19 protein-coding genes and 1 tRNA gene are annotated in these 22568 nt (G+C 64.9%); 4 read left to right on the top strand and 16 right to left on the bottom strand.

Going from position 1 to position 22568, the window contains the following annotated elements:
* Window positions 1-53 precede the first annotated feature (53 nt).
* Window positions 54-4250, bottom strand: a complete 4197-nt coding sequence (rpoC, locus tag IFE19_RS05885) for a DNA-directed RNA polymerase subunit beta' (RefSeq protein WP_207826357.1) — start codon at window positions 4248-4250, stop codon at window positions 54-56.
* A 99-nt stretch (window positions 4251-4349) separates the two neighbouring features.
* Complete coding sequence (gene rpoB / locus IFE19_RS05880) at window positions 4350-8465, bottom strand: DNA-directed RNA polymerase subunit beta (RefSeq protein ID WP_207826356.1); 4116 nt, start codon at window positions 8463-8465, stop codon at window positions 4350-4352.
* A gap of 320 nt (window positions 8466-8785) precedes the next feature.
* Between rpoB and IFE19_RS05875 the strand changes: the two genes are divergently transcribed.
* The 3 genes from IFE19_RS05875 (at window position 8786) to IFE19_RS05865 (ending at window position 13386) form a co-directional block, all read left to right on the top strand.
* Window positions 8786-9307 (top strand): FKBP-type peptidyl-prolyl cis-trans isomerase, encoded by a 522-nt coding sequence (locus tag IFE19_RS05875; RefSeq protein ID WP_207826354.1) that lies wholly within the window; start codon window positions 8786-8788, stop codon window positions 9305-9307.
* A gap of 96 nt (window positions 9308-9403) precedes the next feature.
* Window positions 9404-11347 (top strand): M61 family metallopeptidase, encoded by a 1944-nt coding sequence (locus IFE19_RS05870; RefSeq protein WP_207826351.1) that lies wholly within the window; start codon window positions 9404-9406, stop codon window positions 11345-11347.
* A gap of 50 nt (window positions 11348-11397) precedes the next feature.
* Complete coding sequence (locus IFE19_RS05865) at window positions 11398-13386, top strand: M61 family metallopeptidase (protein ID WP_207826349.1); 1989 nt, start codon at window positions 11398-11400, stop codon at window positions 13384-13386.
* 58 nt (window positions 13387-13444) lie between these two features.
* Here IFE19_RS05865 and IFE19_RS05860 read toward each other — a convergent pair whose 3' ends face one another.
* The 8 genes from IFE19_RS05860 to IFE19_RS05825 form a co-directional block, all read right to left on the bottom strand.
* On the bottom strand, window positions 13445-14125 hold the full coding sequence (locus IFE19_RS05860; protein ID WP_207826346.1) for a type 1 glutamine amidotransferase domain-containing protein: 681 nt from the start codon (window positions 14123-14125) through the stop codon (window positions 13445-13447).
* 150 nt (window positions 14126-14275) lie between these two features.
* Window positions 14276-14656, bottom strand: coding sequence for a 50S ribosomal protein L7/L12 (gene rplL / locus IFE19_RS05855; RefSeq protein WP_207826344.1), 381 nt, complete (start codon window positions 14654-14656; stop codon window positions 14276-14278).
* 55 nt (window positions 14657-14711) lie between these two features.
* Window positions 14712-15227, bottom strand: a complete 516-nt coding sequence (rplJ, locus tag IFE19_RS05850) for a 50S ribosomal protein L10 (RefSeq protein WP_207826342.1) — start codon at window positions 15225-15227, stop codon at window positions 14712-14714.
* 295 nt (window positions 15228-15522) lie between these two features.
* Window positions 15523-16026, bottom strand: a complete 504-nt coding sequence (locus tag IFE19_RS05845) for a DUF2059 domain-containing protein (protein WP_207826341.1) — start codon at window positions 16024-16026, stop codon at window positions 15523-15525.
* A 57-nt stretch (window positions 16027-16083) separates the two neighbouring features.
* The gene (locus IFE19_RS05840) at window positions 16084-16431 is read right to left on the bottom strand and encodes an NUDIX hydrolase (RefSeq protein WP_263972818.1); all 348 of its coding nucleotides are present in this window, start codon (window positions 16429-16431) and stop codon (window positions 16084-16086) included.
* 86 nt (window positions 16432-16517) lie between these two features.
* Window positions 16518-17519: an inorganic phosphate transporter gene (locus tag IFE19_RS05835; RefSeq protein ID WP_207826330.1), complete on the bottom strand. Its 1002-nt coding sequence runs from the start codon at window positions 17517-17519 to the stop codon at window positions 16518-16520.
* A gap of 6 nt (window positions 17520-17525) precedes the next feature.
* Window positions 17526-18182 (bottom strand): DUF47 domain-containing protein, encoded by a 657-nt coding sequence (locus IFE19_RS05830; protein ID WP_207826328.1) that lies wholly within the window; start codon window positions 18180-18182, stop codon window positions 17526-17528.
* Window positions 18183-18288: 106 nt separating this feature from the next.
* Window positions 18289-18705 carry a winged helix-turn-helix transcriptional regulator gene (locus tag IFE19_RS05825; RefSeq protein ID WP_207826326.1) on the bottom strand — a complete coding sequence of 139 codons (417 nt, stop codon included), beginning with the start codon at window positions 18703-18705 and terminating at the stop codon, window positions 18289-18291.
* Window positions 18706-18760: 55 nt separating this feature from the next.
* On the opposite strand from IFE19_RS05825, the gene IFE19_RS05820 reads away from it, so the two are divergent.
* Window positions 18761-19372 carry an NAD(P)-dependent oxidoreductase gene (locus IFE19_RS05820; RefSeq protein ID WP_207826323.1) on the top strand — a complete coding sequence of 204 codons (612 nt, stop codon included), beginning with the start codon at window positions 18761-18763 and terminating at the stop codon, window positions 19370-19372.
* A gap of 125 nt (window positions 19373-19497) precedes the next feature.
* Here IFE19_RS05820 and rplA read toward each other — a convergent pair whose 3' ends face one another.
* The 6 genes from rplA to IFE19_RS05790 all read right to left on the bottom strand — a co-directional run bounded on the left by rplA (window position 19498) and on the right by IFE19_RS05790 (window position 22522).
* Window positions 19498-20184, bottom strand: coding sequence for a 50S ribosomal protein L1 (rplA, locus tag IFE19_RS05815; protein ID WP_207826321.1), 687 nt, complete (start codon window positions 20182-20184; stop codon window positions 19498-19500).
* 3 nt (window positions 20185-20187) lie between these two features.
* Window positions 20188-20619 carry a 50S ribosomal protein L11 gene (gene rplK, locus IFE19_RS05810; RefSeq protein ID WP_207826319.1) on the bottom strand — a complete coding sequence of 144 codons (432 nt, stop codon included), beginning with the start codon at window positions 20617-20619 and terminating at the stop codon, window positions 20188-20190.
* Window positions 20620-20817: 198 nt separating this feature from the next.
* Entirely contained in the window at window positions 20818-21393 is a 576-nt protein-coding gene (nusG, locus tag IFE19_RS05805; protein ID WP_207826317.1) for a transcription termination/antitermination protein NusG, read from the bottom strand.
* Window positions 21394-21406: 13 nt separating this feature from the next.
* The gene (gene secE, locus IFE19_RS05800; protein WP_105563605.1) at window positions 21407-21706 is read right to left on the bottom strand and encodes a preprotein translocase subunit SecE; all 300 of its coding nucleotides are present in this window, start codon (window positions 21704-21706) and stop codon (window positions 21407-21409) included.
* 70 nt (window positions 21707-21776) lie between these two features.
* Window positions 21777-21852: transfer RNA gene (locus IFE19_RS05795), tRNA-Trp, on the bottom strand.
* A 136-nt stretch (window positions 21853-21988) separates the two neighbouring features.
* A complete protein-coding gene (locus IFE19_RS05790) occupies window positions 21989-22522 on the bottom strand; it encodes a pyridoxamine 5'-phosphate oxidase family protein (RefSeq protein ID WP_207826314.1) in 534 nt (177 codons plus the stop codon).
* Between the last annotated feature and the right edge of the window lie 46 nt (window positions 22523-22568).

The following is a 22568-nucleotide window of genomic DNA, read 5'->3' as shown; positions in this document are numbered from 1 at the left end:
AAGGCGGCGCTGTCGCCAGCGCCGCCTTCTTCAGTCTCAGGGTCCGAAACGGATCAACCTTCCGGCTGCTCCAGTTCCAGGGCCAGGTCGGCCGGCAGCGGCTCGATGGCGTCTTCGCGGGCCTGAGTCAGTTCCGCGTCGCGCTCGTTCGCCAGCTTCTGCAGCGACCGCAGATAGGCGCCCGTGCCCGCCGGGATCAGACGGCCGACGATGACGTTTTCCTTCAGGCCTTCCAGCAGGTCCTTCTTGCCGTGGACCGAAGCCTCGGTGAGGACGCGCGTGGTTTCCTGGAAGGACGCCGCCGAGATGAAGCTGCGGGTCTGCAGCGACGCCTTGGTGATGCCCAGCAGGACCGGCTGCGTGACAGCCAGACGGCCGCCGCGCTTCTCGACCTTGGCGTTCTCGAGCGCCGCCTCGGCCACCTCGACCGTGTCGCCACGGATCAGGGTGGTCTCGCCGGAGTCGATGACCTCGACCTTCTGCAGCATCTGACGGACGATGACTTCGATGTGCTTGTCGTTGATCGGCACGCCCTGCAGTCGGTAGACCTCCTGCACTTCGTTCACCAGATACTCGGCCAGCGCTTCGACGCCCTGGATGCGCAGCAGGTCGTGCGGATCCGGGTTGCCGTCGATGATGTAGTCGCCCTTCTGGATCAGATCGCCGTCGTGGACGGAGATGTGCTTGCCCTTCGGGATCAGGAACTCGACCGCCTCGGCCTGGTTGCCATCGGCGTCCACTTCCGGAGTGATCTTGATGCGACGCTTGTTCTTGTAGTCGCGACCGAACTCAACGCGGCCATCCATTTCAGCGATGACGGCGCAGTCCTTCGGACGGCGGGCTTCGAACAGTTCAGCAACGCGCGGCAGACCGCCGGTGATGTCGCGGGTCTTGGCGCCTTCGGTCGGAACACGGGCGATGATCTCGCCCGGCTTGACCTCGTCGCCGTTGGACACGGACAGAACGGCGCCCACGGGCAGCAGGTAGCGGGCGTCAGAGCCCGAGGCCAGCTTGGCGTAGGTGTCGCCGGTCGTGACGCCCATGGCCGGACGCAGGTCCGAACCGCGGGGGCTGGCGCGCCAGTCGGAAACCACGCGCTGGGCGATGCCCGTCGCTTCGTCGGTTTCCTCGCGGACCGACAGGCCGTCGACCAGGTCCTCGAAGCGAACCACGCCGCCGACTTCGGTCAGGATCGGCGTGGTGTAGGGGTCCCACTCCGCCAGACGTTGGCCCTTGGCGATGTCGGCGCCTTCCTTGACGCGGATGCGAGCGCCGTACGGGACCTTGTGGGTTTCGCGGTCCTTGCCGTCCACGACCACAACCACGACCACGTTGCGGCTCAGGGCCACCAGGTCGCCGTGCGCCGCGACGACGGTCGGGCCCACGATCTTGGCCTTACCGGCGTTGGTCGCCTCATAGAAGGAGGTTTCCGCCACCTGGGCCGTACCGCCGATGTGGAAGGTACGCATCGTCAGCTGGGTGCCCGGCTCGCCGATCGACTGGGCGGCGATGACGCCGACCGCTTCACCGATGTTGACGTTGGTGCCGCGCGCCAGGTCACGACCATAGCACATGCCGCAGATGCCCGCGTCGGCTTCACAGGTCAGGGCCGAACGGACCTTGATCGACTGGACGCCGGCCGCGTCGATGGCCTCGACTTCTTCTTCCTGCAGATAGGTGTCGGCGGGGAAGATGACGTTGTCGGTGCCCGGCTCCTTGATGTCCTCGGCCGCGTAGCGACCCAGGACGCGTTGGCCCAGCGAGACCAGGACGTCACCGCCTTCAACCACGGCGCGCAGGGTGATGCCGCGCGTCGAGCCGCAGTCTTCCTCGGTGACGATGGAGTCCTGCGCCACGTCCACCAGACGACGGGTCAGGTAACCCGAGTTGGCGGTCTTCAGCGCGGTGTCGGCCAGACCCTTACGGGCGCCGTGGGTGGAGTTGAAGTACTCAAGGACGGTCAGGCCTTCCTTGAAGTTCGAGATGATCGGCGTCTCGATGATCTCGCCCGAGGGCTTGGCCATCAGGCCGCGCATGCCGCCCAGCTGCTTCATCTGGGCCTGCGAACCACGGGCGCCGGAGTTGGCCATCATGAAGACGGAGTTGATGTCCGGCTCCTGGCCCGCGATCAGGACGCGAGGCTGGGCGATTTCGCCCATCATCTCGTCAGCGATCTTGTCCGTGGCCTTGGCCCAGGCGTCGACGACCTTGTTGTACTTCTCACCCTTGGTGATCAGGCCGTCAGCGTACTGTTGCTCGTACTCCTCGACCTGGGTGCGGGTTTCGTTGACCAGTTCTTCCTTCTTGGCGGGAATGACGATGTCGTCCTTGCCCACCGAGATGCCGGCCTTGGCCGCTTCACGGAAGCCCAGTTGCATCATCTGGTCGGCGAAGATGACCGTCGCCTTCTGACCGCAGTGACGATAGACCTGATCGATCAGGTTACCGATTTCCTTCTTGGTCAGGTTCTTCTCGAGCAGACGGTAGCCGATGTTCGGGTTCAGCGGCAGCAGAGCGCCCAGCTTCATCCGGCCCGGCGTCGTATCGATCACCTTGGTGATCTCCTCGCCGGCGGCGTTCATCTCGGTCCAGCGGGCCTTGATCTTGGTGTGCAGCTTGACGACCTGGGCGTCCAGGGCGGCGTCGATTTCACCCATGTTGGCGAACAGCTTGCCTTCGCCCGGCTGGTTATCCTTGACCAGCGACAGGTAGTACAGGCCCAGGACGATGTCCTGCGACGGCACGATGATCGGCTTGCCGTTGGCGGGCGACAGGATGTTGTTCGTCGACATCATCAGGACGCGCGCTTCCAGTTGCGCCTCCAGCGACAGCGGGACGTGAACAGCCATCTGGTCGCCGTCGAAGTCGGCGTTGAAGGCGGTGCAGACCAGCGGGTGCAGGCGGATGGCCTTGCCCTCGATCAGCTTCGGCTCGAACGCCTGGATGCCCAGGCGGTGAAGCGTCGGCGCGCGGTTCAGCATGACCGGGTGTTCCCGGATCACTTCTTCCAGGATGTCCCAGACCTGCGGCTGCTCGCGCTCGACCATGCGCTTGGACTGCTTGACGGTGCCCGACAGGCCCTTGGCGTCCAGACGCGCGTAGATGAAGGGCTTGAACAGCTCCAGCGCCATCTTCTTCGGCAGGCCGCACTCATGCAGCTTCAGCTCGGGGCCCACGGTGATGACCGAACGACCCGAGTAGTCAACGCGCTTGCCCAGCAGGTTCTGACGGAAGCGACCCTGCTTGCCCTTCAGCATGTCGGCCAGCGACTTCAGCGGACGCTTGTTGGCGCCCGTGATCACGCGACCACGACGGCCGTTGTCGAACAGGGCGTCGACCGATTCCTGCAACATCCGCTTTTCGTTACGGATGATGATGTCCGGCGCGCGAAGCTCGATCAGGCGCTTCAGGCGGTTGTTACGGTTGATGACCCGGCGATACAGGTCGTTCAGGTCCGACGTCGCAAAGCGGCCGCCGTCCAGCGGCACCAGCGGGCGCAGTTCGGGCGGGATGACCGGGACGATCGTCAGGATCATCCACTCGGGCTTGTTGCCCGATTCCAGGAAGGCCTCGATCAGCTTCAGGCGCTTGGACGCCTTCTTGGCCTTCATTTCCGACGGGTTGTCGGCCAGCTCTGCGCGGTGCTTTTCAGCCTCGGCGTTCAGGTCGATGCCCATCAGCAGGTTGCGGACGGCCTCGGCGCCGATCTCGGCCGTGAAGCCGTCATCGCCGTATTCTTCCTGATAGCGGTAGAACTCGTCTTCCGTCAGCAGTTGGTTCTGCTTCAGCGGGGTCAGGCCCGGCTCGGTGACGATGTAGTTCTCGAAATACAGGACGCGCTCGACGTCCTTCAGCGCCATGTCCAGCATCAGCGAGATGCGCGACGGCAGCGACTTCAGGAACCAGATGTGGGCGACCGGGGCGGCCAGGTCGATGTGACCCATGCGCTCGCGGCGGACGCGAGCCAGCGTGACTTCAACGCCGCACTTCTCGCAGATGATGCCCTTGTACTTCATGCGCTTGTACTTGCCGCACAGGCATTCGTAGTCCTTGGTCGGGCCAAAGATACGGGCGCAGAACAGGCCGTCACGCTCGGGCTTGAACGTGCGGTAGTTGATGGTTTCCGGCTTCTTGATCTCGCCGAACGACCACGACCGGATCTTCTCCGGCGAGGCCAGGGCGATCTTGATCTGGTCGAAGGTCGGCGTGACCGGGACCGGGTTGAAGATGTTCAGGACTTCCTGGTTCATCTTTTTTCCTTCTGCGGGGCTGCCCCGCGAAAATCATTCAGAGAGGAGAACGGGCGGACCGCCCTCCCCCGCCGGGGCGAGGAAGGGCGCTTGATCCGGTCAGCCGTTTTCCAGCTCCACATTCAGGCCCAGCGAACGCATTTCCTTGATGAGCACGTTGAAGCTCTCGGGAATGCCGGCTTCGAAGCTGTCGTCGCCGCGGACGATCGCCTCGTAGACCTTGGTGCGGCCGGCCACGTCGTCGGACTTCACCGTCAGCATTTCCTGCAGGGTGTAGGCGGCGCCGTAGGCTTCCAGAGCCCAGACCTCCATTTCCCCGAAGCGCTGACCGCCGAACTGCGCCTTACCGCCCAGCGGCTGCTGGGTGACGAGCGAGTACGGGCCGATGGAGCGGGCGTGGATCTTGTCGTCGACCAGGTGGTGCAGCTTCAGCATGTACACATAGCCGACCGTGACCGGACGCTTGAACTGCTCGCCCGTCTGACCGTCGAACAGGATCGACTGGCCCGAACGGTCCAGACCGGCCGAAGCCAGCAGGTCCTCGATGTCCGAGATGTGCGCGCCGTCGAAGACCGGGGTCGCGAAGGGCACGCCCTTGGCCAGGTTCTGCGCCAGCTCGATCAGGTCCTCGTCCGATTCCGGCAGAGGCGTGTCGGCGCCGTAGATCTCGGTCAGACGCGTGACCAGGGCCTCGCGCAGACCGCCGTCCATCCAGTTATCGAGCAGGCCCTTGATCTGCTTGCCGAGGCCCGCAGCAGCCCAACCCAGGTGGGTCTCGAAGATCTGGCCGATGTTCATGCGCGAAGGCACGCCCAGCGGGTTCAGAACGATGTCGACGTGCGTGCCGTCGTCCAGGTGCGGCATGTCCTCGATCGGCAGGATCTTGGAGATAACGCCCTTGTTCCCGTGACGGCCGGCCATCTTGTCGCCCGGCTGAAGCTTGCGCTTCACGGCCACGAAGACCTTGACCATCTTCATGACGCCCGGCGGCAGTTCGTCGCCGCGCTGCAGCTTCTCGACCTTGTCTTCGAAGCGACGGTCGAGCGCCTTACGGGCGTCCTCGAACTGCTTCTTCATGGCCTCGAGTTCGCCCATCGCCTTCTCGTCGTCGAGGGCGACCTGCCACCACAGACCCTTGGACACTTCGGCCAGCTTCTCTTCGGTCACTTCGCCGCGGCCCATGCCCTTCGGGCCCGAGACGGCGTCCTTGCCGAGCAGCAGCGGCTTCAGGCGGCCATAGACGTTGCGCTCAAGGATCTTGAGCTCGTCGTCGCGGTCCTTGCCGAGGCGTTCGATTTCGGCGCGTTCGATCGCGACAGCCCGCTCGTCCTTGTCGACGCCGTGACGGTTGAAGACGCGCACGTCGACGACCGTGCCGGCGACGCCGGGCGGCAGACGCAAGCTGGTGTCGCGGACGTCCGAAGCCTTCTCGCCGAAGATGGCGCGCAGCAGCTTCTCTTCCGGCGTCATCGGGCTTTCGCCCTTCGGCGTGACCTTACCGCACAGGATGTCGCCCGGCTGGACTTCAGCGCCGATGGCCACGATGCCCGCTTCGTCGAGGTTGCGCAGAGCTTCCTCGCCGACATTCGGGATGTCGCGGGTGATTTCTTCCGGCCCAAGCTTCGTATCACGCGCCATCACTTCGAATTCCTCGAGGTGGATGGAGGTGAAGATGTCGTCGCGCACGATGCGCTCGGAGATCAGGATGGAGTCTTCGAAGTTGTAGCCGTTCCAGGGCATGTAGGCGACCAGGACGTTACGGCCCAGAGCCAGTTCGCCCAGGTCCGTCGACGGGCCGTCGGCGATCACGTCGCCGGCCTTCACTTCATCGCCCACGCGCACGATCGGGCGCTGGTTGATGCAGGTCGACTGGTTGGAGCGCTGGAACTTCGACAGGCGGTAGATGTCGACACCCGAACGACCGGCGTCCACATCACCGGTGGCGCGCAGAACGATACGGGTGCCGTCGATCTGCTCGACCACGCCGTCACGACGGGCGATCACGACAGCGCCCGAGTCCACGGCCACGACCGCTTCCATGCCGGTGCCGACCAGCGGCGCGTCCGACTGCACCAGAGGCACGGCCTGACGTTGCATGTTGGCGCCCATCAGTGCGCGGTTGGCGTCGTCGTTTTCCAGGAAGGGGATCAGGGCCGCAGCGACCGAAACGACCTGCTTCGGCGACACGTCCATCATGTCAACGTCGGCCTTGGTCAGCAGCTGGGATTCACCGTTGATTCGGCCGGGGACCAGGTCCTCGACGATCTCGCCCGCCTTCAGCTCGATGTTGGACTGGGCGATGACGTGCTTCGCCTCTTCCATGGCCGAGATGTAGACCACCTCGTCCGTGGCCTTACCTTCCTTCACGCGACGGTACGGGCTCTCGATGAAGCCGTACTTGTTGACGCGCGCGTGGGTGGCCAGCGAGTTGATCAGACCGATGTTCGGGCCTTCCGGCGTTTCGATCGGGCAGATGCGGCCGTAGTGCGTCGGGTGAACGTCGCGGACTTCAAAGCCGGCGCGCTCACGGGTCAGACCGCCCGGGCCAAGCGCCGAAAGGCGACGCTTGTGGGTGATCTCCGACAGCGGGTTCGTCTGGTCCATGAACTGCGACAGCTGCGACGAGCCGAAGAATTCACGCACGGCGGCGGCAGCCGGCTTGGCGTTGATCAGGTCGTGCGGCATGACCGTGTCGATATCGACCGAGCTCATGCGCTCCTTGATGGCGCGCTCCATGCGCAGCAGACCGACGCGGTACTGGTTTTCCAGCAGCTCGCCGACCGAACGCACGCGACGGTTGCCCAGGTTGTCGATGTCGTCGATCTCGCCGCGGCCGTCCTTCAGGCCGACCAGGATCTGCAGCACCTTCAGCACGTCGTCCTTTTGCAGGACGCGGATTTCGTCGGAAACCTCGGGGGTCTCCAGACGCATGTTCATCTTGACCCGGCCCACGGCCGACAGATCGTAGCGCTCGCTGTCGAAGAACAGCGAGTTGAACATGGCTTCGGCGGCTTCCGGGGTCGGCGGCTCGCCCGGACGCATGACGCGATAGATGTCGAACAGGGCGTCTTCACGGCCCGAATTCTTGTCCACGCGCAGGGTGTTGCGCATGTAGGCGCCGACCGTGACGTGGTCGATGTCCAGCACGTCGATGGTGGTGAAGCCATGCTCTTCCAGCAGGGCGATCGTTTCCGCGTCCAGCTCGTCGCCAGCCTCGGCGTAGATCTCGCCGGTCTCGTAGTTGACGGCGTCGGCGGCCAGATACTTGGTCAGCAGGGCGTCAGCCGCCAGCGACAGCGACGTCAGGCCGCCGTCGGCCAGCTTCTTGGCGGCGCGGGCGCTGATCTTCTGGCCAGCCTGGGCGACCACTTCGCCGGTGTCGGCGTCGACCAGGTCGAACTCCGGCTTCACGCCGCGCCAGCGTTCCGGCTTGTAGGGGGTGACCCAACCTTCACCGCGCTTCTCGTAGGGAACGGTCTCGTAGAAGGTCTTGAGGATCTCCTCGCCGTCCATGCCCAGAGCCATCAGGAAGCTGGAAGCCGGCAGTTTACGGCGACGGTCGATGCGGACGTAGACGATGTCCTTGGCGTCGAACTCGAAGTCCAGCCACGAGCCGCGATACGGAATGACGCGGGCGGCGAACAGCAGCTTGCCCGACGAGTGGGTCTTGCCCTTATCGTGGTCGAAGAAGACGCCCGGCGAGCGGTGCATCTGCGAGACGATCACGCGCTCGGTGCCGTTGACGATGAAGGTGCCCTTGTCCGTCATGAGCGGGATATCGCCCATGTAGACGTCCTGCTCCTTGATGTCCTTGACCGAACGGGCGCCCGTTTCTTCCTCGGTCTCAAAGACGATCAGGCGCAGCTTGACCTTCAGCGGCGCGGCATAGGTCATGTCGCGCTGAATGCATTCTTCGACGTCGTACTTGGGGTCCTCGAACTCGTAGGACACGTACTCCAGGACGGCGCGCTCGTTGAAGTCCTTGATCGGGAAGACCGACTTGAAGACCGCCTCGATGCCCTGGTCCTTACGCAGACCGCTGCGCACTTCGCGCTGCAGGAACTGCTCGTAGGAAGCGCGCTGAACCTCGATCAGGTTCGGCATCTTCACCGCTTCGGGGATACGCCCGAACGAGTGACGAATACGCTTCTTTCCGGTGAACGAGGTGGCGGAGGCGATCTTACCCAGGGCGAGACCGTCAGTGGAGTTTGCCATTCTGTTTTCCCAATCGCGAGCCGATAAGGGCCCGACGTCAATGCAGCAGCCACGGCCCGCCATTCAGCGATCCGTGACCGTAAGTTCTCTCGGCGTCCACCCTCGACCCGCTACGGGATCAGGACGCCTGAAATATGCTCGCCCCTTGGGAAAGGGACGGCGCCTTCGCTCCGGTCGGAGGGCGACAAACCGGGCCTCGGCGCTTTCGCGCGGGATTCATGGAATCTGCGGGAGGCGCATATATACGCCGATCTCCGGCGAAATAAAGGCCCCAACGCGGGCAGGTGACAGTTTCGATCGGCGTGATAAGCCTAGCCGTTATGAACCGCATCGCCCTGCCCGCGCTCGCCGCCACCGCCCTCGCCCTGACCCTGTCGGCCTGCGCCTCGGCGCCCGCCACAATCGCCCAGGTCGTCCCCCAAGGCCCCGCCACCCAGGAAAACTGGGAGGTCGGCCAGGCCGCCTATCTGATGTGGAACGGCCAGCAGCGCGGCTGGACCACCACGCCCTCGGGCCTACAGTACCGCCGCGTCGGCAAGGCCAAGCCGAATGGCGTCCAGCCGACCGCGACCGATACGGTCAAGGTCCACTACCGCGGCACCTTCATCGACGGGCGCGAGTTCGACAGCTCCTGGTCGCGCAATGAACCGGCCAGCTTCCCCCTGAACCGCGTCATCAAGGGCTGGACCGAAGGCGTCGCCCTGATGCGCACCGGCGAGACCTATGAGTTCGTCATCCCTGCCGATCTGGCCTATGGTCCCCGCTGGATGGGAACCGAGATCCCCGCCAACTCGGTCCTGCGCTTCACGGTCGATCTGCTGGAAGTGAACCCCGCGGGCTGACACAGCTTCGTCATACGGCTTGACGCCGGGTGCGACACATTGTGGTCTGCGCCCGCATCAGGCCGCGTGGGCGCGGCTGTTTCCGGACTTCCTGAAATGAAGCGTTTCGCCCTGGCCGTCAGCGCCGCCGCCCTGCTGATTTCAATGGGCGCGCCCGCGCTCGCTCAGGTGGGCGCGCCCGCCCTGCCCGTGACCCTGACGCCCATCCCGGCCCCGCGCGATGTCGCCTATCCCGGCGTCATCAGCATCGACGTGGACGCCACCGACATCGACCGGCGGCTGATTCAAGTACGCCAGACCATTCCCGTGACCCAGGCCGGGCCGATGGTCCTGCTCTATCCGCAATGGCTGCCCGGCAACCACAGCCCCGCCGGTCCCGTCGCCAACGTCGGCGGCCTGACCTTCACCGCCAACGGCCAGCGGCTGGAGTGGGTGCGCAACACGGTCCAGCCCTGGGCCTATCAGATCGAAGTCCCCGCCGGCGTCAGCCAGATCGAGGTCGCCTTCCAGTGGCTGACCCCGATCGAAGGCAATCAGGGTCGCGTCGTCGTCACGCCCGAGATGCTGAACATCCAGTGGGAGAAGGCCCTGCTCTATCCGGCGGGCTACTACTCGCGTCAGATCACCTTCAAGCCGACGTTGAAACTGCCCGCCGGCTGGAACTACGGCGCAGGCCTTGACACCATCAGCTTCGAGAACGGCCTGGCGACATTCGCTCCCATCACCTTGGACCACCTGGCCGACAGCCCCGTCTTCGCCGGTCAGCACTATCGCCAGATCGACCTCGATCCGGGCGGCCGTTCGCCGGTTCGCCTCAACGTCGTGGCCGACACCGCCAAGATGCTGGAGGCCAGCGACGAGCATATCCAGCTGCACCGCAACCTGGTGGCCCAGGCCGACCGCCTGTTCGGCGCCCGCCATTTCAACCACTACGACTTCCTGCTGGCCGTGACGGACAAACTGGGGGGCATCGGCCTGGAGCATCAACGCTCGTCCGAGAACAGCGTCGATCCGAAGTACTTCACCGACCGCGAAGACACCCTGGCCGACCGCGACCTGCTGGGCCACGAATACACCCACAGCTGGAATGGCAAGTGGCGCCGCCCCGCCGACCAGATGACGCCCAACCTCAACGAGCCGCTGCAGAACTCCCTGCTGTGGGTTTATGAGGGCCAGACTCAGTACTGGGGTCTGGTCCTGACCGCCCGCGCGGGCCTGATGAACAAGCAACAGGCGCTGGACGTCCTGGCCATGACCGCCGCCAGCTTCCAGAACATCCCCGGCCGCCAGTGGCGCGCCATGCAGGACACCACCAACGACCCAATCATCAGCCAGCGCCGTCCGCAGCCCTGGGGCAGCTACCAGCGCAGCGAAGACTACTACCGCGAGGGCTCGCTGATCTGGCTGGACGCCGACACCCTGATCCGCGAGCAGACCGGCGGCAGGAAGTCGCTCGACGACTTCGCCAAGGCCTTCTTCGGCGTCGAGGACGGGAACTGGAACCCGGCACCCTACACCTTCGACACCGTGACCTCGACCCTGAACGGGGTCCAGGCCAACAACTGGCCCGCCTTCCTGCGCGAGCGCCTGGACGCGGTCGGCCCGACCTCGCGCGGCCCGCTGGACGGCATCGAGCGCGGTGGCTACCGCCTGGTCTTCAAGGAGCAGCCGTCCGGCTACATGGGCGCGCTCTACAAGGAACTGGGCCGCAACGACTTCACCTATTCGCTCGGCTTCATGATGAACAAGGCGAACAAGATCACCTCGGTTCTGTGGGGTGGTCCGGCCTTCGAGCAGGGGCTCACCTCCGGCTGGGAAGTGGTCGCCGTCGGCGGCCGCGCCGCCTCGGCCGACACGCTGAAGGACGCCGTCACCGCCGCCAAGGGATCGACCGATCCGATCGAGCTGATCCTCAAGAACGGCGACGTCTTCAAGACCGTCCGCTTCGACTACCACGACGGCCTGCGCTACCCGCATCTGGAGCGCATCGAAGGCACGCCGGACCGGCTGGGCGACATCCTGTCGCCTCGCCGTCGCTGACGCCGCCTGCCAAGCCTTACGCCTGATTACCTCTGAGTTCTGGATACCCGATGACCCGACGCCTGCCTGCCGCCGCCCTCGCCCTGTTGCTGACCTCGGTCGCCTCGACCGCCCTGGCTCATGCCCCGCAGGCCTGGACCGGCCCGCAGGCGCCGGCCGCGCCCACGCCCCAGAACACGCCCCTGGGCCTGCCCCGCGCCCTGCCGCCGATCCCAGCTCCGACCGCTGAGACCTACCCCGGCGTCATCAAGTATGAGGTCGACGCCACCGACGTCGAACGCAAGATCGTCCGCGTCCGTCAGACCATCCCGGTCACGGCCGGCCCCCTGGTCCTGCTCTATCCCAAGTTCCTGCCCGGCAACCACGCCGCCACCGGCCCGATCCAGCTGATCTCGGGCGTGACCGTGACCAGCGGCGCAACTCGCATCGACTGGCTGCGCGACACCATCGACCCCAACGCCTTCCATATCGATGTGCCGCAGGGCGTCAGCGAGATCGTGGTCGAGTTCCAGTGGCTGACTCAGCCGGACAACTCGACATGGCGCGTCGTCATGACGCCGGAAATGATCAACCTGCAGTGGGAAAAGGCCCTGCTCTATCCCGCCGGCTACCGCTCGACCGGCATAACCTTCGCCCCCTCGATCCGCCTGCCCGAGGGCTGGAAATACGGCGTGGCGCTGGACACCGAGCGCTATGAGAACGGCGTGGCCACCTTCCGCCCCACCGACCTCTATACCCTGATCGACAGCCCCCTGTTCGGCGGCGCCCACTTCCAACGCATCGAAATCGACCCGCGTGGCGAAGCCGTCCACCTGAACATCGTCGCCGACGAAGCCAAGAACATCGCCCCGACGCCGGAACAAATCGCCTGGTTCGAGAACCTGGTGACCCAGACCGACCGCCTGTTCGGCGCCCGCCCCTATGACCGCTACGACTTCCTGGTGGCCGCCACGGCGAAGATGGGCGGAATCGGGCTGGAGCATCACCGCTCGTCCGAGAACTCGGTCCCGACCGATTTCTTCACCAACTGGGGCAAGAACATGGGCGCGGTCGGCCTGCTGCCGCACGAGTTCGTCCACGCCTGGAACGGCAAGCGCCAGCGCCCCGCCGACGAGCTGACCGCCAACCACAACATCCCGACGCAGAACACGCTGCTGTGGGTCTATGAAGGCCAGACGGAATACTGGGGCGACGTGCTGACCGCCCGCTCGGGCCTGGCGTCGAAGGAAGACATTCTGGTCACCGTGGCCGAGAACGCCGCCTTCTATGACAACCAGCCGGGCCGCGAGTGGCGCCCGCTGCAGGACGTCAACAACCACAACCTGCTCGGTTACCGGACCAGCAATCCCTATTCGTCGTGGATGCGCGGCACCGGCGACTACTACCGCGAAAGCCTGCTGATCTGGCTGGACGCCGACACCCTGATCCGCGAGGCGACGGGCGGCAAGAAGTCGCTCGACGACTTCGCCAAGGGCTTTTTCGGTGGCGACGACGGTTCCTGGGCCCCGCGCGGCTACACCTTCGACGACGTGGTCGCGGCCCTGAACGCCGTCCATCCGCACGACTGGGCCAGCTTCCTGCGCACACGCCTGGACGCCAGCGGCCCAGACGCCAAGGCCCCCTTGGATGGTCTTGCGCGCGGCGGCTACCGCCTGACCTACACCGACAACCTGACCGCAGGCGAAAAGCGCGTCCAGTCGGGCTGGGCCACCGACTTCCAGTATTCGCTGGGCTTCACCCTATCCTCGTCGAACAAGCTGACCGGCATCCGCTGGGGCGGTCGCGCCTTCGAGGCCGACATCGGTCCCGGCTGGGAACTGGTCGCTGTCAACGAGCGCGCCGCATCGGCCGAGGTGCTGCGTGACGCCGTCACCGCCGCCAAGGGGACGGACAAGCCGATCTCGCTCCTGCTCAAGAACGGCGACCGCTACCGCACCGTGGCCTTCGACTACCACGACGGCCTGCGCTACCCGCGCCTGGAGCGTATCCCCGGCACGCCGGACCGGATCGGCGACATCCTCAGCCCCCGCCGCCGCTGAACAGAGCGTCGCTAGAACTGAAAAGGCCCGGGAGCGATCCCGGGCCTTTCTTCTGTCGTCAGGCCTTCAACAAGGCCAACAGCGCATCGGCTGCCTCGCGCGACGAGGCCGGATTCTGACCGGTGACCAAGGCGCCGTCCGTCAGGACATAGGAGGCCCAGTCCGCGCCCTTGCTGTAGCGCCCGCCCTTGGCCGTCAGCATGTCCTCGACCAGGAAGGGCACGACCTCGGTCAGGCCCACAGCCGCCTCCTCGCTGTTGGTGAAGCCCGTCACCGCCCGCCCCTTCACCAGCGGCTGGCCGTCCGCCCCCTTCACGTCCTTCAGCACGCCCGGCGCGTGACAGACAAAGCCCGTCGGCTTGCCGGCGGCGGCGAAGGCCTCGATCAAAGCGATAGAGACCGGATCATTGGCCAGGTCCCACAACGGCCCATGCCCGCCGGGATAGAAGACGGCGTCGAAATCTCCGGCCTTCACCTCGGCCAGTTTCTGCGTATTGGCCAGCGCGCCTTGCGCCTCGGCGTCAGCCTTGAAGCGATGGGTGTCCTCGCTCTGGGCGTCCTCGGCGTCGCTCTTGGGGTCCAAAGGCGGCTGGCCGCCCTTGGGTGAGGCGATGACGATCTCGGCCCCCGCATCCTTCAGCGCGTAATAGGGGGCGGCGAACTCTTCCAGCCAGAAGCCGGTCTTGTGGCCGGTGTCGCCGAGCTGATCGTGCGACGTCAGGACCATCAGGATCTTCATAGGGGCGTATCCTTGTGTGAGGGGGCTGAGATGGTCTCGCCCTCCCCGCCTCGCCAGTCGCGCCCAAAAGAAAACGGGCCGGAGGTTTCCCTCCGACCCGTTCCTTGAAGTCTGAGCCTCGGCCCGAGGGCCGAAGCGCAAAATCCGATCTTACTTGATCTGGATCTTGGCGCCGGCTTCTTCGAGCTTCTTCTTCAGCTCTTCAGCGACTTGCTTCGAGACGTTCTCGACGACGTTCTGCGGAGCGCCTTCGACCAGGTCCTTGGCTTCCTTCAGACCCAGGTCGGTGCGGACGCCGCGGACTTCCTTGATCACGTTGATCTTCTTGTCGCCGCCGTCAACCAGGACAACGGTGAACTCGGTTTGCTCTTCAGCGGCTTCAGCCGGAGCAGCGGCGCCACCGGCGACGGCGACGGCGACCGGAGCGGCGGCCGAGACGCCCCACTTGTCTTCCAGCAGCTTCGACAGTTCAGCGGCTTCCAGGACGGTCAGAGCCGACAGTTCTTCAACGATCTTGGCGAGATCAGCCATTTTAGTCTTCCTTCGGTAGGATGAGGTTCAGAGAGATATGCAGAGATGACGAGGCTTAGGCGGCGTCTTTGGTCGCGTACGCGTTGAAGACGCGAGCCAGTTGGCCGGCGGGTGCTTGCAGGACGCCAGCAACCTTGGTCGCCGGGGCTTGCAGCAGGCCGATCAGCTTGCCACGCAGTTGGTCCAGCGACGGCAGCTTGGACAGGGCGTCGACGCCAGCAGCGTCCAGCACCTTGTCGCCCATGAAACCACCGATGAGCTTGAACTTGTCGTTGCCCTTGGCGAATTCAGCCGCGACCTTCGCAGCGGTGACCGGATCAGCGGCGTAGGCGATGCCCACCGGACCCTTGAACAGATCGTGGTAGGCAGAGCCTTCCTCGACGCCCAGCGCCTTCAGCGCCAGACGGTTCTTCACCACCTTGAACGCGCCGCCTTCTTTACGAAGGCGACCACGCAGGTCTTCCATCTCCGCAACGGTCAGACCCAGGTTGTGGGTCACGACCACGGCGCCCGCGTCGGCGAACACGCTCTTCAGCGATTCGATCGACTCGGCTTTTTGTGCGCGGTCCATTGCGGTCTCCAGTTTTGGTATTCGCCGCCAGGCTAATTCCCGACGACGGATTTGGCTTAAGCGCCATGCATCGCTGCACAGCGTTCAGGCCGGTCTTATTGTCCGAAGGAAGCAGGCCCGCCCGCCGCAAACGGCAGGGCAAAAGGTCTTTGCATCCCCATCTCCCCACGGCGCCAGAGGGCTCTCTGGACGATTATGGCGCGGGTGACCCCCACGCCCCGAAGTTCTCGGACAGGATCCGCCAAGGCCGAGGCCCTGACGAGAAGCGGGCTCTATACACTGATGAGCGAGGAAATCAACGGCGTGACGGCTTTCCTGCGGCGTCCCCTTTGGGCGCCGCGCCCTCGCAATCGAACTGAGCGCAGAACTTGGTCATCAGGTCTGTCAGGTATGCAACTTCAAACTGCTGCAGCAGCTCCCCCTGCTCCATACCCGCCTCCATCTGCTTGCGCGCGATGCCACGCCCCATGGGCGTTTCATAAAAAGCGACCAGCGCACCCAGTTCTGCTTCCGTAAACCGTTCAGCGTAGTCGCTCGTCATCGCGACGATCATGGGCTGCATGTGGGTTTCCATGATCGGCAATGCATGACGACGGAACCAGCGGGCCTGCTCGGCCGGAACAGAGGCGTCCCATTGCGCGATCTGGGCATCAAGCTGTTCCTGCATCATCTTGTCCATGCCGATGAGCGACAGCTGCACATAACGTTCGGCCAAGGCCTGCCGTCCGGACGTCTGGGCCGCCACCGGCCCCGCGAACACAAGCCCGACGATCGCGGCGATGATGTAGATATGACGCATGGTGTCCCCCTCCCTCAATGATAGCGTCAACGAACATCGTTCGTCACGCCTTCAGCTTCAAAGGGGACGAAATTCCCGGATCAACTGGGCCAGATCGGCCTCATGGACCGCTTCCGCCGCCTCGGCCTGAGACATCCAGCGACGTTGACGTTGCTGATCCTCGGGCCATGCACCGAGCTGGATGAGGACTTCCAGCGGATAGACAGCCACGACACAGGCCTGGACGGCTCCCGTCTTCAGCCGCTTGCCATAACGGAAATGTCCGATGACCGTGTCCAGGGTCTCGCCCTGCACCCCCGCCTCCTCATAGGCTTCCTGGGCGGCCGCCTGCGGGTCGGTCTTGCCGACCATGCGCCCACCCTTGGGGATGACCCAGCGCCGGGTCTCGCGCGAGGTGATCATCATCACCTCCACCCCTGCATCCCCTCGACGCCATGGCAGGACAGCGACCTGACGGGCTTCCGAAGTTTCCGTGCGAACCGGGCCAGCCATCAGGTCAGAAACAGCCCGCCAAGGAAGTAGAAGATCGCGCCGATAGCGGCGGCGGCGGGCATGGTGATGAACCAGGCGGTGACGATGCTGCGCGCCACGCTCCAGCGCACGGCCGAGACCCGCTTTGCCGCGCCCACGCCGACGATAGCGCCGGTGATGGTGTGGGTGGTCGAGACCGGAATGCCCATGCTGGTCGCGGCGAACAGGGTGATGGCCCCGCCCGTCTCGGCGCAGAAACCTTGCTGAGGGCTGAGCCGCGTGATGCGCGAGCCCATGGTGTGGACGATCTTCCAACCGCCGAACAGGGTGCCGAGCGCGATGGCCGCCTGACAGGTGATGACCACCCAGAAGGGCACGTGGAACTCGCCGCCCAACATCCCACGCGAGTAGAGCAGGATAGCGATGATCCCCATGGTCTTCTGCGCGTCATTGCCGCCGTGGCCCAGGGAATAGGCTGAGGCCGAGACGAACTGCAGCCCCCTGAAGATACGATCCGCAAAGTTCGGATTCGCCTTGGCGAACAGCCAGGACACGATCAGCACCAGCAACAGGGCCAGCAGGAAGCCGATCGCCGGCGACATGAAGATGGCGCCCACCGTCTTCAGCACCCCCGCGATCACCACGGCGCTGGTTCCCGCCTTGGCGATGCCCGCGCCCAGCAGACCGCCGACCAGCGCGTGCGAGCTGGAAGACGGAATCCCGGCCAGCCAGGTGATGACGTTCCAGCTGATGGCCCCCATCAGGGCGCCGAAGATCACCTGATCCGAGATCACGTCGGGCGAGATGATCCCCCGCCCGATCGTGTCGGCCACGTGCAGGCCGAAAAAGAGGAAGGCGATGAAGTTGAAGAAGGCCGCCCAGCCGACCGCATAGATCGGCGGCAGGACGCGCGTCGCGACGATGGTGGCGATCGAGTTGGCCGCGTCGTGCAGACCGTTCAGGAAGTCGAACAGCAGGGCGACGCCGATCAGGAAGATCAGGATCAGGAGGGCGTGATCCATCGGGCCCTACAGGTGCTCGACCAGGACGCCGTTGATACGGTTCGCGACGTCCTCGAACCGGTCGATGACCTTCTCCAGGTGGTCATAGATCTCGCCGCCGATGATGAACCACAGCGTATTGCCGCCCGTCATGTCGTGGCGGTGCAACTCATAGAGGGCCTTCATGCCTTCGTCGTAGAGGGTGTCGCTCTGGCTCTCCAGACGGGCGATCTGTTCGGTCAGCTCGTTCAGGCGATCGTGGTTCTTGCGCATGGCCGGCAGCAGGGACACGGCCTCGGCCGTCAGGGCGCCGCACTGGACGGCGATGTCGGCCAGCTCGCGCATCTTGGGAGCAAAGTCGCGCATCTCATACAGGGTGACGACCTTGGCCGTCTTCTGCATCTGGTCGATGGTGTCGTCCAGCGAGTTGGTCAGGCCGCGAATGTCCGAACGGTCGAACGGGGTGATGAAGCTGCGGCGCACGGCGAACAGGACCTCGCGCGCGACCTCGTCGGCCTCATTTTCATGGTCGACGATCTTCTGGCACCAGCCGGGCGTGGCCTCGCCGCCGTCCAGCATGCCGCGCAGGGCCTCCGCCCCCTTCACCAGGGTCGCGGCGTGGGCGTCGAACAGGCGGAAGAAATTGTCTTCCTTGGGCAGCAGCGCCTGGAACCAGCTCAGCATCAATCGTCTCCGCAAATGGGCCGCGCGAGGCGACAGCGCCCCAAGACCGGATTCCGCTCCCCTTCGTCAAGTCGTCCGAACACGGAATTCGATTTCGCGAAACGATTCATGATCCGCGCGCGTCGTAGGCGGCCTGCGCCGCGGCGACTTGCGGCATACGCGTCTCGGCCCAATCGATCACCGGCTGAAGCGCCTCGACCAGGGTCCGCCCCAGAGGCGTGATCGCATAGGTGACGGATACGGGAACCGTGGCCTCTACCGACCGGGTCGCCAGGCCATCGCGCTCCATCTGGCGCAGGGTCTGGCTGAGCATCTTCTGCGACACGCCCTCGATGCGGCGCTTCAGGGCGTTAAAGCGCATCGGCTCATCCGCCAATGTGGTCAGCAACAACACCGTCCACTTGTCCGCGATCCGGTCCAGCAGCAAGCGGGTCGGGCAGTTGGCGGCGTAGACGTCGCCGCGCCATTCGGCCGCTGCGGTTACCGACGGGTGACCAGATGAGATTTCGGTGCCTTCTTGCATGGTCGCTTCCCATAGCACACCTGGTCTCCATTGGTAACCAACTGGAGAACCCGCCATGAAAGTCACAGTCCTCGGCGCCAGCGGCCGCGCCGGATCGGAAATCGTCAAGGAACTGGCCCGTCGCGGCCATCAGGTGACGGGCGTGGCCCGTAACCCGGCCCGCATCCCGACCGGCGAAGGCATCACCGCCGCCAGCGGCGACGCCAACGACGCCGCCGCCCTGCCCGCCCTGCTGCAGGGCGCAGACGCCGTGGTCAGCGCCATCATGTTCGTCGACACCAACCCCGAAACCCTGATCGCGGCAGTCAAGTCGGCGAACGTTCCCCGCTATCTGGTGGTCGGCGGCGCCGGCAGCCTGGAGGCCGCACCAGGCCTGAAGGTCATCGACACCCCGGACTTCCCGGAAGCCTACAAGGCCGAAGCCTCGGCGGGCGGTCGCTTCCTGGATCGCCTGCGTCAGGAAGGCGATCTGGACTGGACCTTCCTCTCGCCATCGGCGGTCTTCGACGGCAGCGAGCGGACAGGCCAGTTCCGCCTGGGCGACGACAGCCTGCTGGTCACGGCTGACGGCCGCAGCGCCATCTCCTTCCCCGATTACGCCATCGCCATGGCCGACGAAATTGAGGTGCCGAAACACAGCCGCCTGCGCTTCACGGTCGGCTACTAACCCCTCAGGTTCAGTCCAAGCTCGCGGGCCTCAAGTAGCGCGAAGCGCGATAGGCCCCAAGGCAAAGAAAAAGACCCCGGAGATCGCTCTCCGGGGTCTTCGTCATTTCAGCGCAAGGCTTGAGATCAGACCAGCGAAGCCGGATCGACCTTGAAGCCCGGGCCCATCGTCGACGACAGGGTGATGCGCTTCACATAGGTGCCCTTGGCGCCCGACGGCTTGGCGCGGTTCAGAGCGTCCACGTAAGCCTTGACGTTGGCTTCCAGGGCTTCCTGCGTGAAGGAGACCTTGCCGATGCCGCCGTGAGCGATACCAGCCTTCTCGACGCGGAACTCCACGGCGCCGCCCTTGGCGTCCTTGACGGCTTGGGCGACGTTCGGGGTCACGGTGCCGACCTTGGGGTTCGGCATCAGGCCGCGCGGGCCCAGCACCTTACCCAGACGGCCGACCAGGGCCATCATGTCGGGCGAAGCGATGACGCGGTCGAAGTCCATCAGACCACCGTTGATCTGCTCGTACAGATCCTCGGCGCCAACGTATTCAGCGCCGGCGGCGCGGGCTTCATCAGCCTTGGCGTCCTTGGCGAAGACGGCGACGCGAACGTCACGGCCGGTGCCCGACGGCAGGTTGACCACGCCGCGGACCTGTTGGTCGGCGTGACGCGGGTCGACGCCCAGGTTGACGGCGATTTCCATCGACTCGTCGAACTTGGCCTTGGCGTTGTCCTTGACCAGCTTGATGGCGTCGGCGAACGGCAGGAGGTCCTGCGTGACGCCGGTGCGGGCCTTGTGAGCCTTGGTTTGCTTAGCCATGGATTAGCCCTCCACCACTTGGATGCCGATCGCGCGAGCCGAGCCTTCGATGATGCGCATGGCGGCGTCGATGTCGTTGGCGTTCAGGTCTTTCATCTTCGCTTCAGCGATCTCGCGGACTTGCGCCTGCGTGACCTTGCCGGCGATTTCGCGACCGACGAGCTTGGCGCCCGACTTAATGCCGGCGGCCTGCTTCAGGTAGAAGGTGGCCGGGGGCGTCTTCGTGATGAAGGTGAAGGACTTGTCCTGGTAGACCGTGATGACGGTCGGCAGCGGGGTGCCCTTGGCGACCTTCTCGGTGCGCGCGTTGAACTCCTTGCAGAAGCCCATGATGTTGACGCCGCGCTGACCCAGTGCCGGGCCGATCGGGGGCGAAGGCGTGGCCGAACCGGCCGCAACTTGCAGTTTGATATAGCCGAGAATCTTCTTGGCCATTGGTCTCTCCTATGGATGACCCCGCCAGAGACTGAAGGGGCCGGTGAGCCGTGGTCTGGCATGGCTGCCTCCCACGGATTTGCCGCCGAACGACTCGAAGGCCGTCCAGCGAAGGCGCGCGTTTAGCAGGGAGACCCCGGAAACGCAAACGAGGGCCGCGAACGCGGCCCCCGAATGTCTGCATCTGGAAGGTTCGGCTTAGCCGCTGACCTTCTCGACCTGATTGTATTCCAGGTCCACCGGGGTCGGACGGCCGAAGATCGAAACGGCCACACGCAGGCGGGCGTTGTCTTCGTCGACGCTTTCGACCTGACCGTCGAAGCTGGCGAACGGGCCATCGGTGACCTTGACGGTTTCGCCGATGTCGAAACGGATGGTGGGCTTCGGACGCTCGACGCCCTCTTCCACGGCGCCGATGATGTTCTGGACCTCACGTTCCGAGACCGGCAGGGGCTTGGTGCCGCCCGCGGCGCCCAGGAAGCCCGTGACCTTCGGCGTGTTCTTGACCAGGTGGTAGGCGTTGTCGGTCATCTCCATCTTCACCAGCACGTAGCCGGGGAAGAATTTGCGTTCCGAGTTCACCTTGCGGCCGCGACGGATCTCGACGACTTCCTCGGTCGGAACCAGGATTTCGGAGAAGGCGTCTTCCAGGCCTTGCTGCTTCGCCTGCTCGCGCAGCTGCTCCGCGACCTTCTTTTCGAAGTTCGAGTAGGCGTTGACGATATACCATTTGTGGCGGGGATTGGCCGCCGGCTTGGGCGCTGCATCAGTCATATGCGCGTCTCCTTTATTGGCCGAGGCCGAGAATGAAGCGGGACGCGAAGCCCAGCCCCGTATCGACGATCCAGAAGAAGGCCGAAGCGATCAGCACCATGATGAAGACCATCACCGAGGTGATCCAGGTCTCCTTGCGGCTGGGCCAGACGATCTTGCGGGCTTCAGCGCGAACCTGGCTGAAGAACTGGGCAGGCGACGTCTTTTTCTTGGGTGCAGGCGCGTCTACGGCGACCGTGGCTGCGCCGGATGCGGCGGCTGCGGTCTGGTTTCCCACGGTGCGGCGACCGCCGGGGGTCTTCGCCTTGGCCATATGACGTCTCTTCAACCTCTGGAACCTGTCGCCTCACATGGGAACTCCCAAGCGACTGCGACAGGGGGAATGGCAGGAGCGGAGGGACTCGAACCCACGACCCTCGGTTTTGGAGACCGATGCTCTACCAGCTGAGCTACACTCCTAGTGTCCCGGACAAAGATCAATGCGCCGTGAGCAAGCTCGACGGCGCTAACCTCGCCAGAGGGGCGCATATGCCTGAGGGCCGAGGGCATTTCAAGGGGCGTTTCGCGATAACCGTCGATAGATGCGCAGCTTTGTTCAGAACAGCCGCGCCACGGCGCTGGGCTCGTAGCTGACGCCGTGCACGACACGGTCGGGATCGCCGATCGAGAAGGTCTGGGCGCGGCTGCGGCCGTCGATCACGGCCACCGCCTCGACCTGATCGGGAATCACCTTCACCACCGCCACCGAGTCGCCGCCGGGGGCCCAGGGGCTGATTTCCGGCGAGCGTTTCATGATCAGATCGTTCAGGCGCTGAACCTCGTCTCCGTCTGTCACTTCCTCGGCCTGACCGTCGATGGAGACGCCGACCGCCTCCCCCTCCCCGGCCACGCCGCGAATGGCCACGCCCACGCGAGGGTCAGCCGTGATGTTACGCAGCTTCTCGCTGTCGCGCGCCGTGACGAAATAGAGGTTCAGACCGTCGTTCAGATAGCCGAGCGTGCTGGCCTGAGGTCGCCCGTCGGCGCGATTGGACGCCAGGGTCATCAACCTCTGACCGTCCAGCAGCTTCAGGATCGCGGCCACCGCCGCGCCGTGGATAGGGATCACGCTGGATGCGGCTGTGGTCATGACCGGAACTCCTTGGCTTGAGAACCTGCGGCGAGCTTGCCGGGTT

The organism is Brevundimonas pondensis (assembly GCF_017487345.1).
Classification (GTDB): Bacteria; Pseudomonadota; Alphaproteobacteria; order Caulobacterales; family Caulobacteraceae; genus Brevundimonas; species Brevundimonas pondensis.
This window is presented reverse-complemented; position numbering and strand designations above follow the sequence as displayed.

Excerpts from the sequence above, each read along its gene's own strand:
- IFE19_RS05830 (WP_207826328.1), bottom strand. The coding sequence starts at position 18,182 with ATGCTGAGCTGGTTCCAGGCGCTGCTGCCCAAGGAAGACAATTTCTTC.
- rplA (WP_207826321.1), bottom strand. The coding sequence starts at position 20,184 with ATGGCTAAGCAAACCAAGGCTCACAAGGCCCGCACCGGCGTCACGCAG.
- IFE19_RS05845 (WP_207826341.1), bottom strand. The coding sequence starts at position 16,026 with ATGCGTCATATCTACATCATCGCCGCGATCGTCGGGCTTGTGTTCGCG.
- nusG (WP_207826317.1), bottom strand. The coding sequence starts at position 21,393 with ATGACTGATGCAGCGCCCAAGCCGGCGGCCAATCCCCGCCACAAATGG.
- IFE19_RS05790 (WP_207826314.1), bottom strand. The coding sequence starts at position 22,522 with ATGACCACAGCCGCATCCAGCGTGATCCCTATCCACGGCGCGGCGGTG.
- IFE19_RS05840 (WP_263972818.1), bottom strand. The coding sequence starts at position 16,431 with ATGATGATCACCTCGCGCGAGACCCGGCGCTGGGTCATCCCCAAGGGT.
- IFE19_RS05870 (WP_207826351.1), top strand. The coding sequence starts at position 9,404 with ATGAAGCGTTTCGCCCTGGCCGTCAGCGCCGCCGCCCTGCTGATTTCA.
- IFE19_RS05860 (WP_207826346.1), bottom strand. The coding sequence starts at position 14,125 with ATGAAGATCCTGATGGTCCTGACGTCGCACGATCAGCTCGGCGACACC.
- IFE19_RS05865 (WP_207826349.1), top strand. The coding sequence starts at position 11,398 with ATGACCCGACGCCTGCCTGCCGCCGCCCTCGCCCTGTTGCTGACCTCG.
- rplL (WP_207826344.1), bottom strand. The coding sequence starts at position 14,656 with ATGGCTGATCTCGCCAAGATCGTTGAAGAACTGTCGGCTCTGACCGTC.
- rplJ (WP_207826342.1), bottom strand. The coding sequence starts at position 15,227 with ATGGACCGCGCACAAAAAGCCGAGTCGATCGAATCGCTGAAGAGCGTG.
- rpoB (WP_207826356.1), bottom strand. The coding sequence starts at position 8,465 with ATGGCAAACTCCACTGACGGTCTCGCCCTGGGTAAGATCGCCTCCGCC.
- IFE19_RS05825 (WP_207826326.1), bottom strand. The coding sequence starts at position 18,705 with ATGCAAGAAGGCACCGAAATCTCATCTGGTCACCCGTCGGTAACCGCA.
- secE (WP_105563605.1), bottom strand. The coding sequence starts at position 21,706 with ATGGCCAAGGCGAAGACCCCCGGCGGTCGCCGCACCGTGGGAAACCAG.
- rplK (WP_207826319.1), bottom strand. The coding sequence starts at position 20,619 with ATGGCCAAGAAGATTCTCGGCTATATCAAACTGCAAGTTGCGGCCGGT.
- IFE19_RS05820 (WP_207826323.1), top strand. The coding sequence starts at position 18,761 with ATGAAAGTCACAGTCCTCGGCGCCAGCGGCCGCGCCGGATCGGAAATC.
- rpoC (WP_207826357.1), bottom strand. The coding sequence starts at position 4,250 with ATGAACCAGGAAGTCCTGAACATCTTCAACCCGGTCCCGGTCACGCCG.
- IFE19_RS05875 (WP_207826354.1), top strand. The coding sequence starts at position 8,786 with ATGAACCGCATCGCCCTGCCCGCGCTCGCCGCCACCGCCCTCGCCCTG.
- IFE19_RS05835 (WP_207826330.1), bottom strand. The coding sequence starts at position 17,519 with ATGGATCACGCCCTCCTGATCCTGATCTTCCTGATCGGCGTCGCCCTG.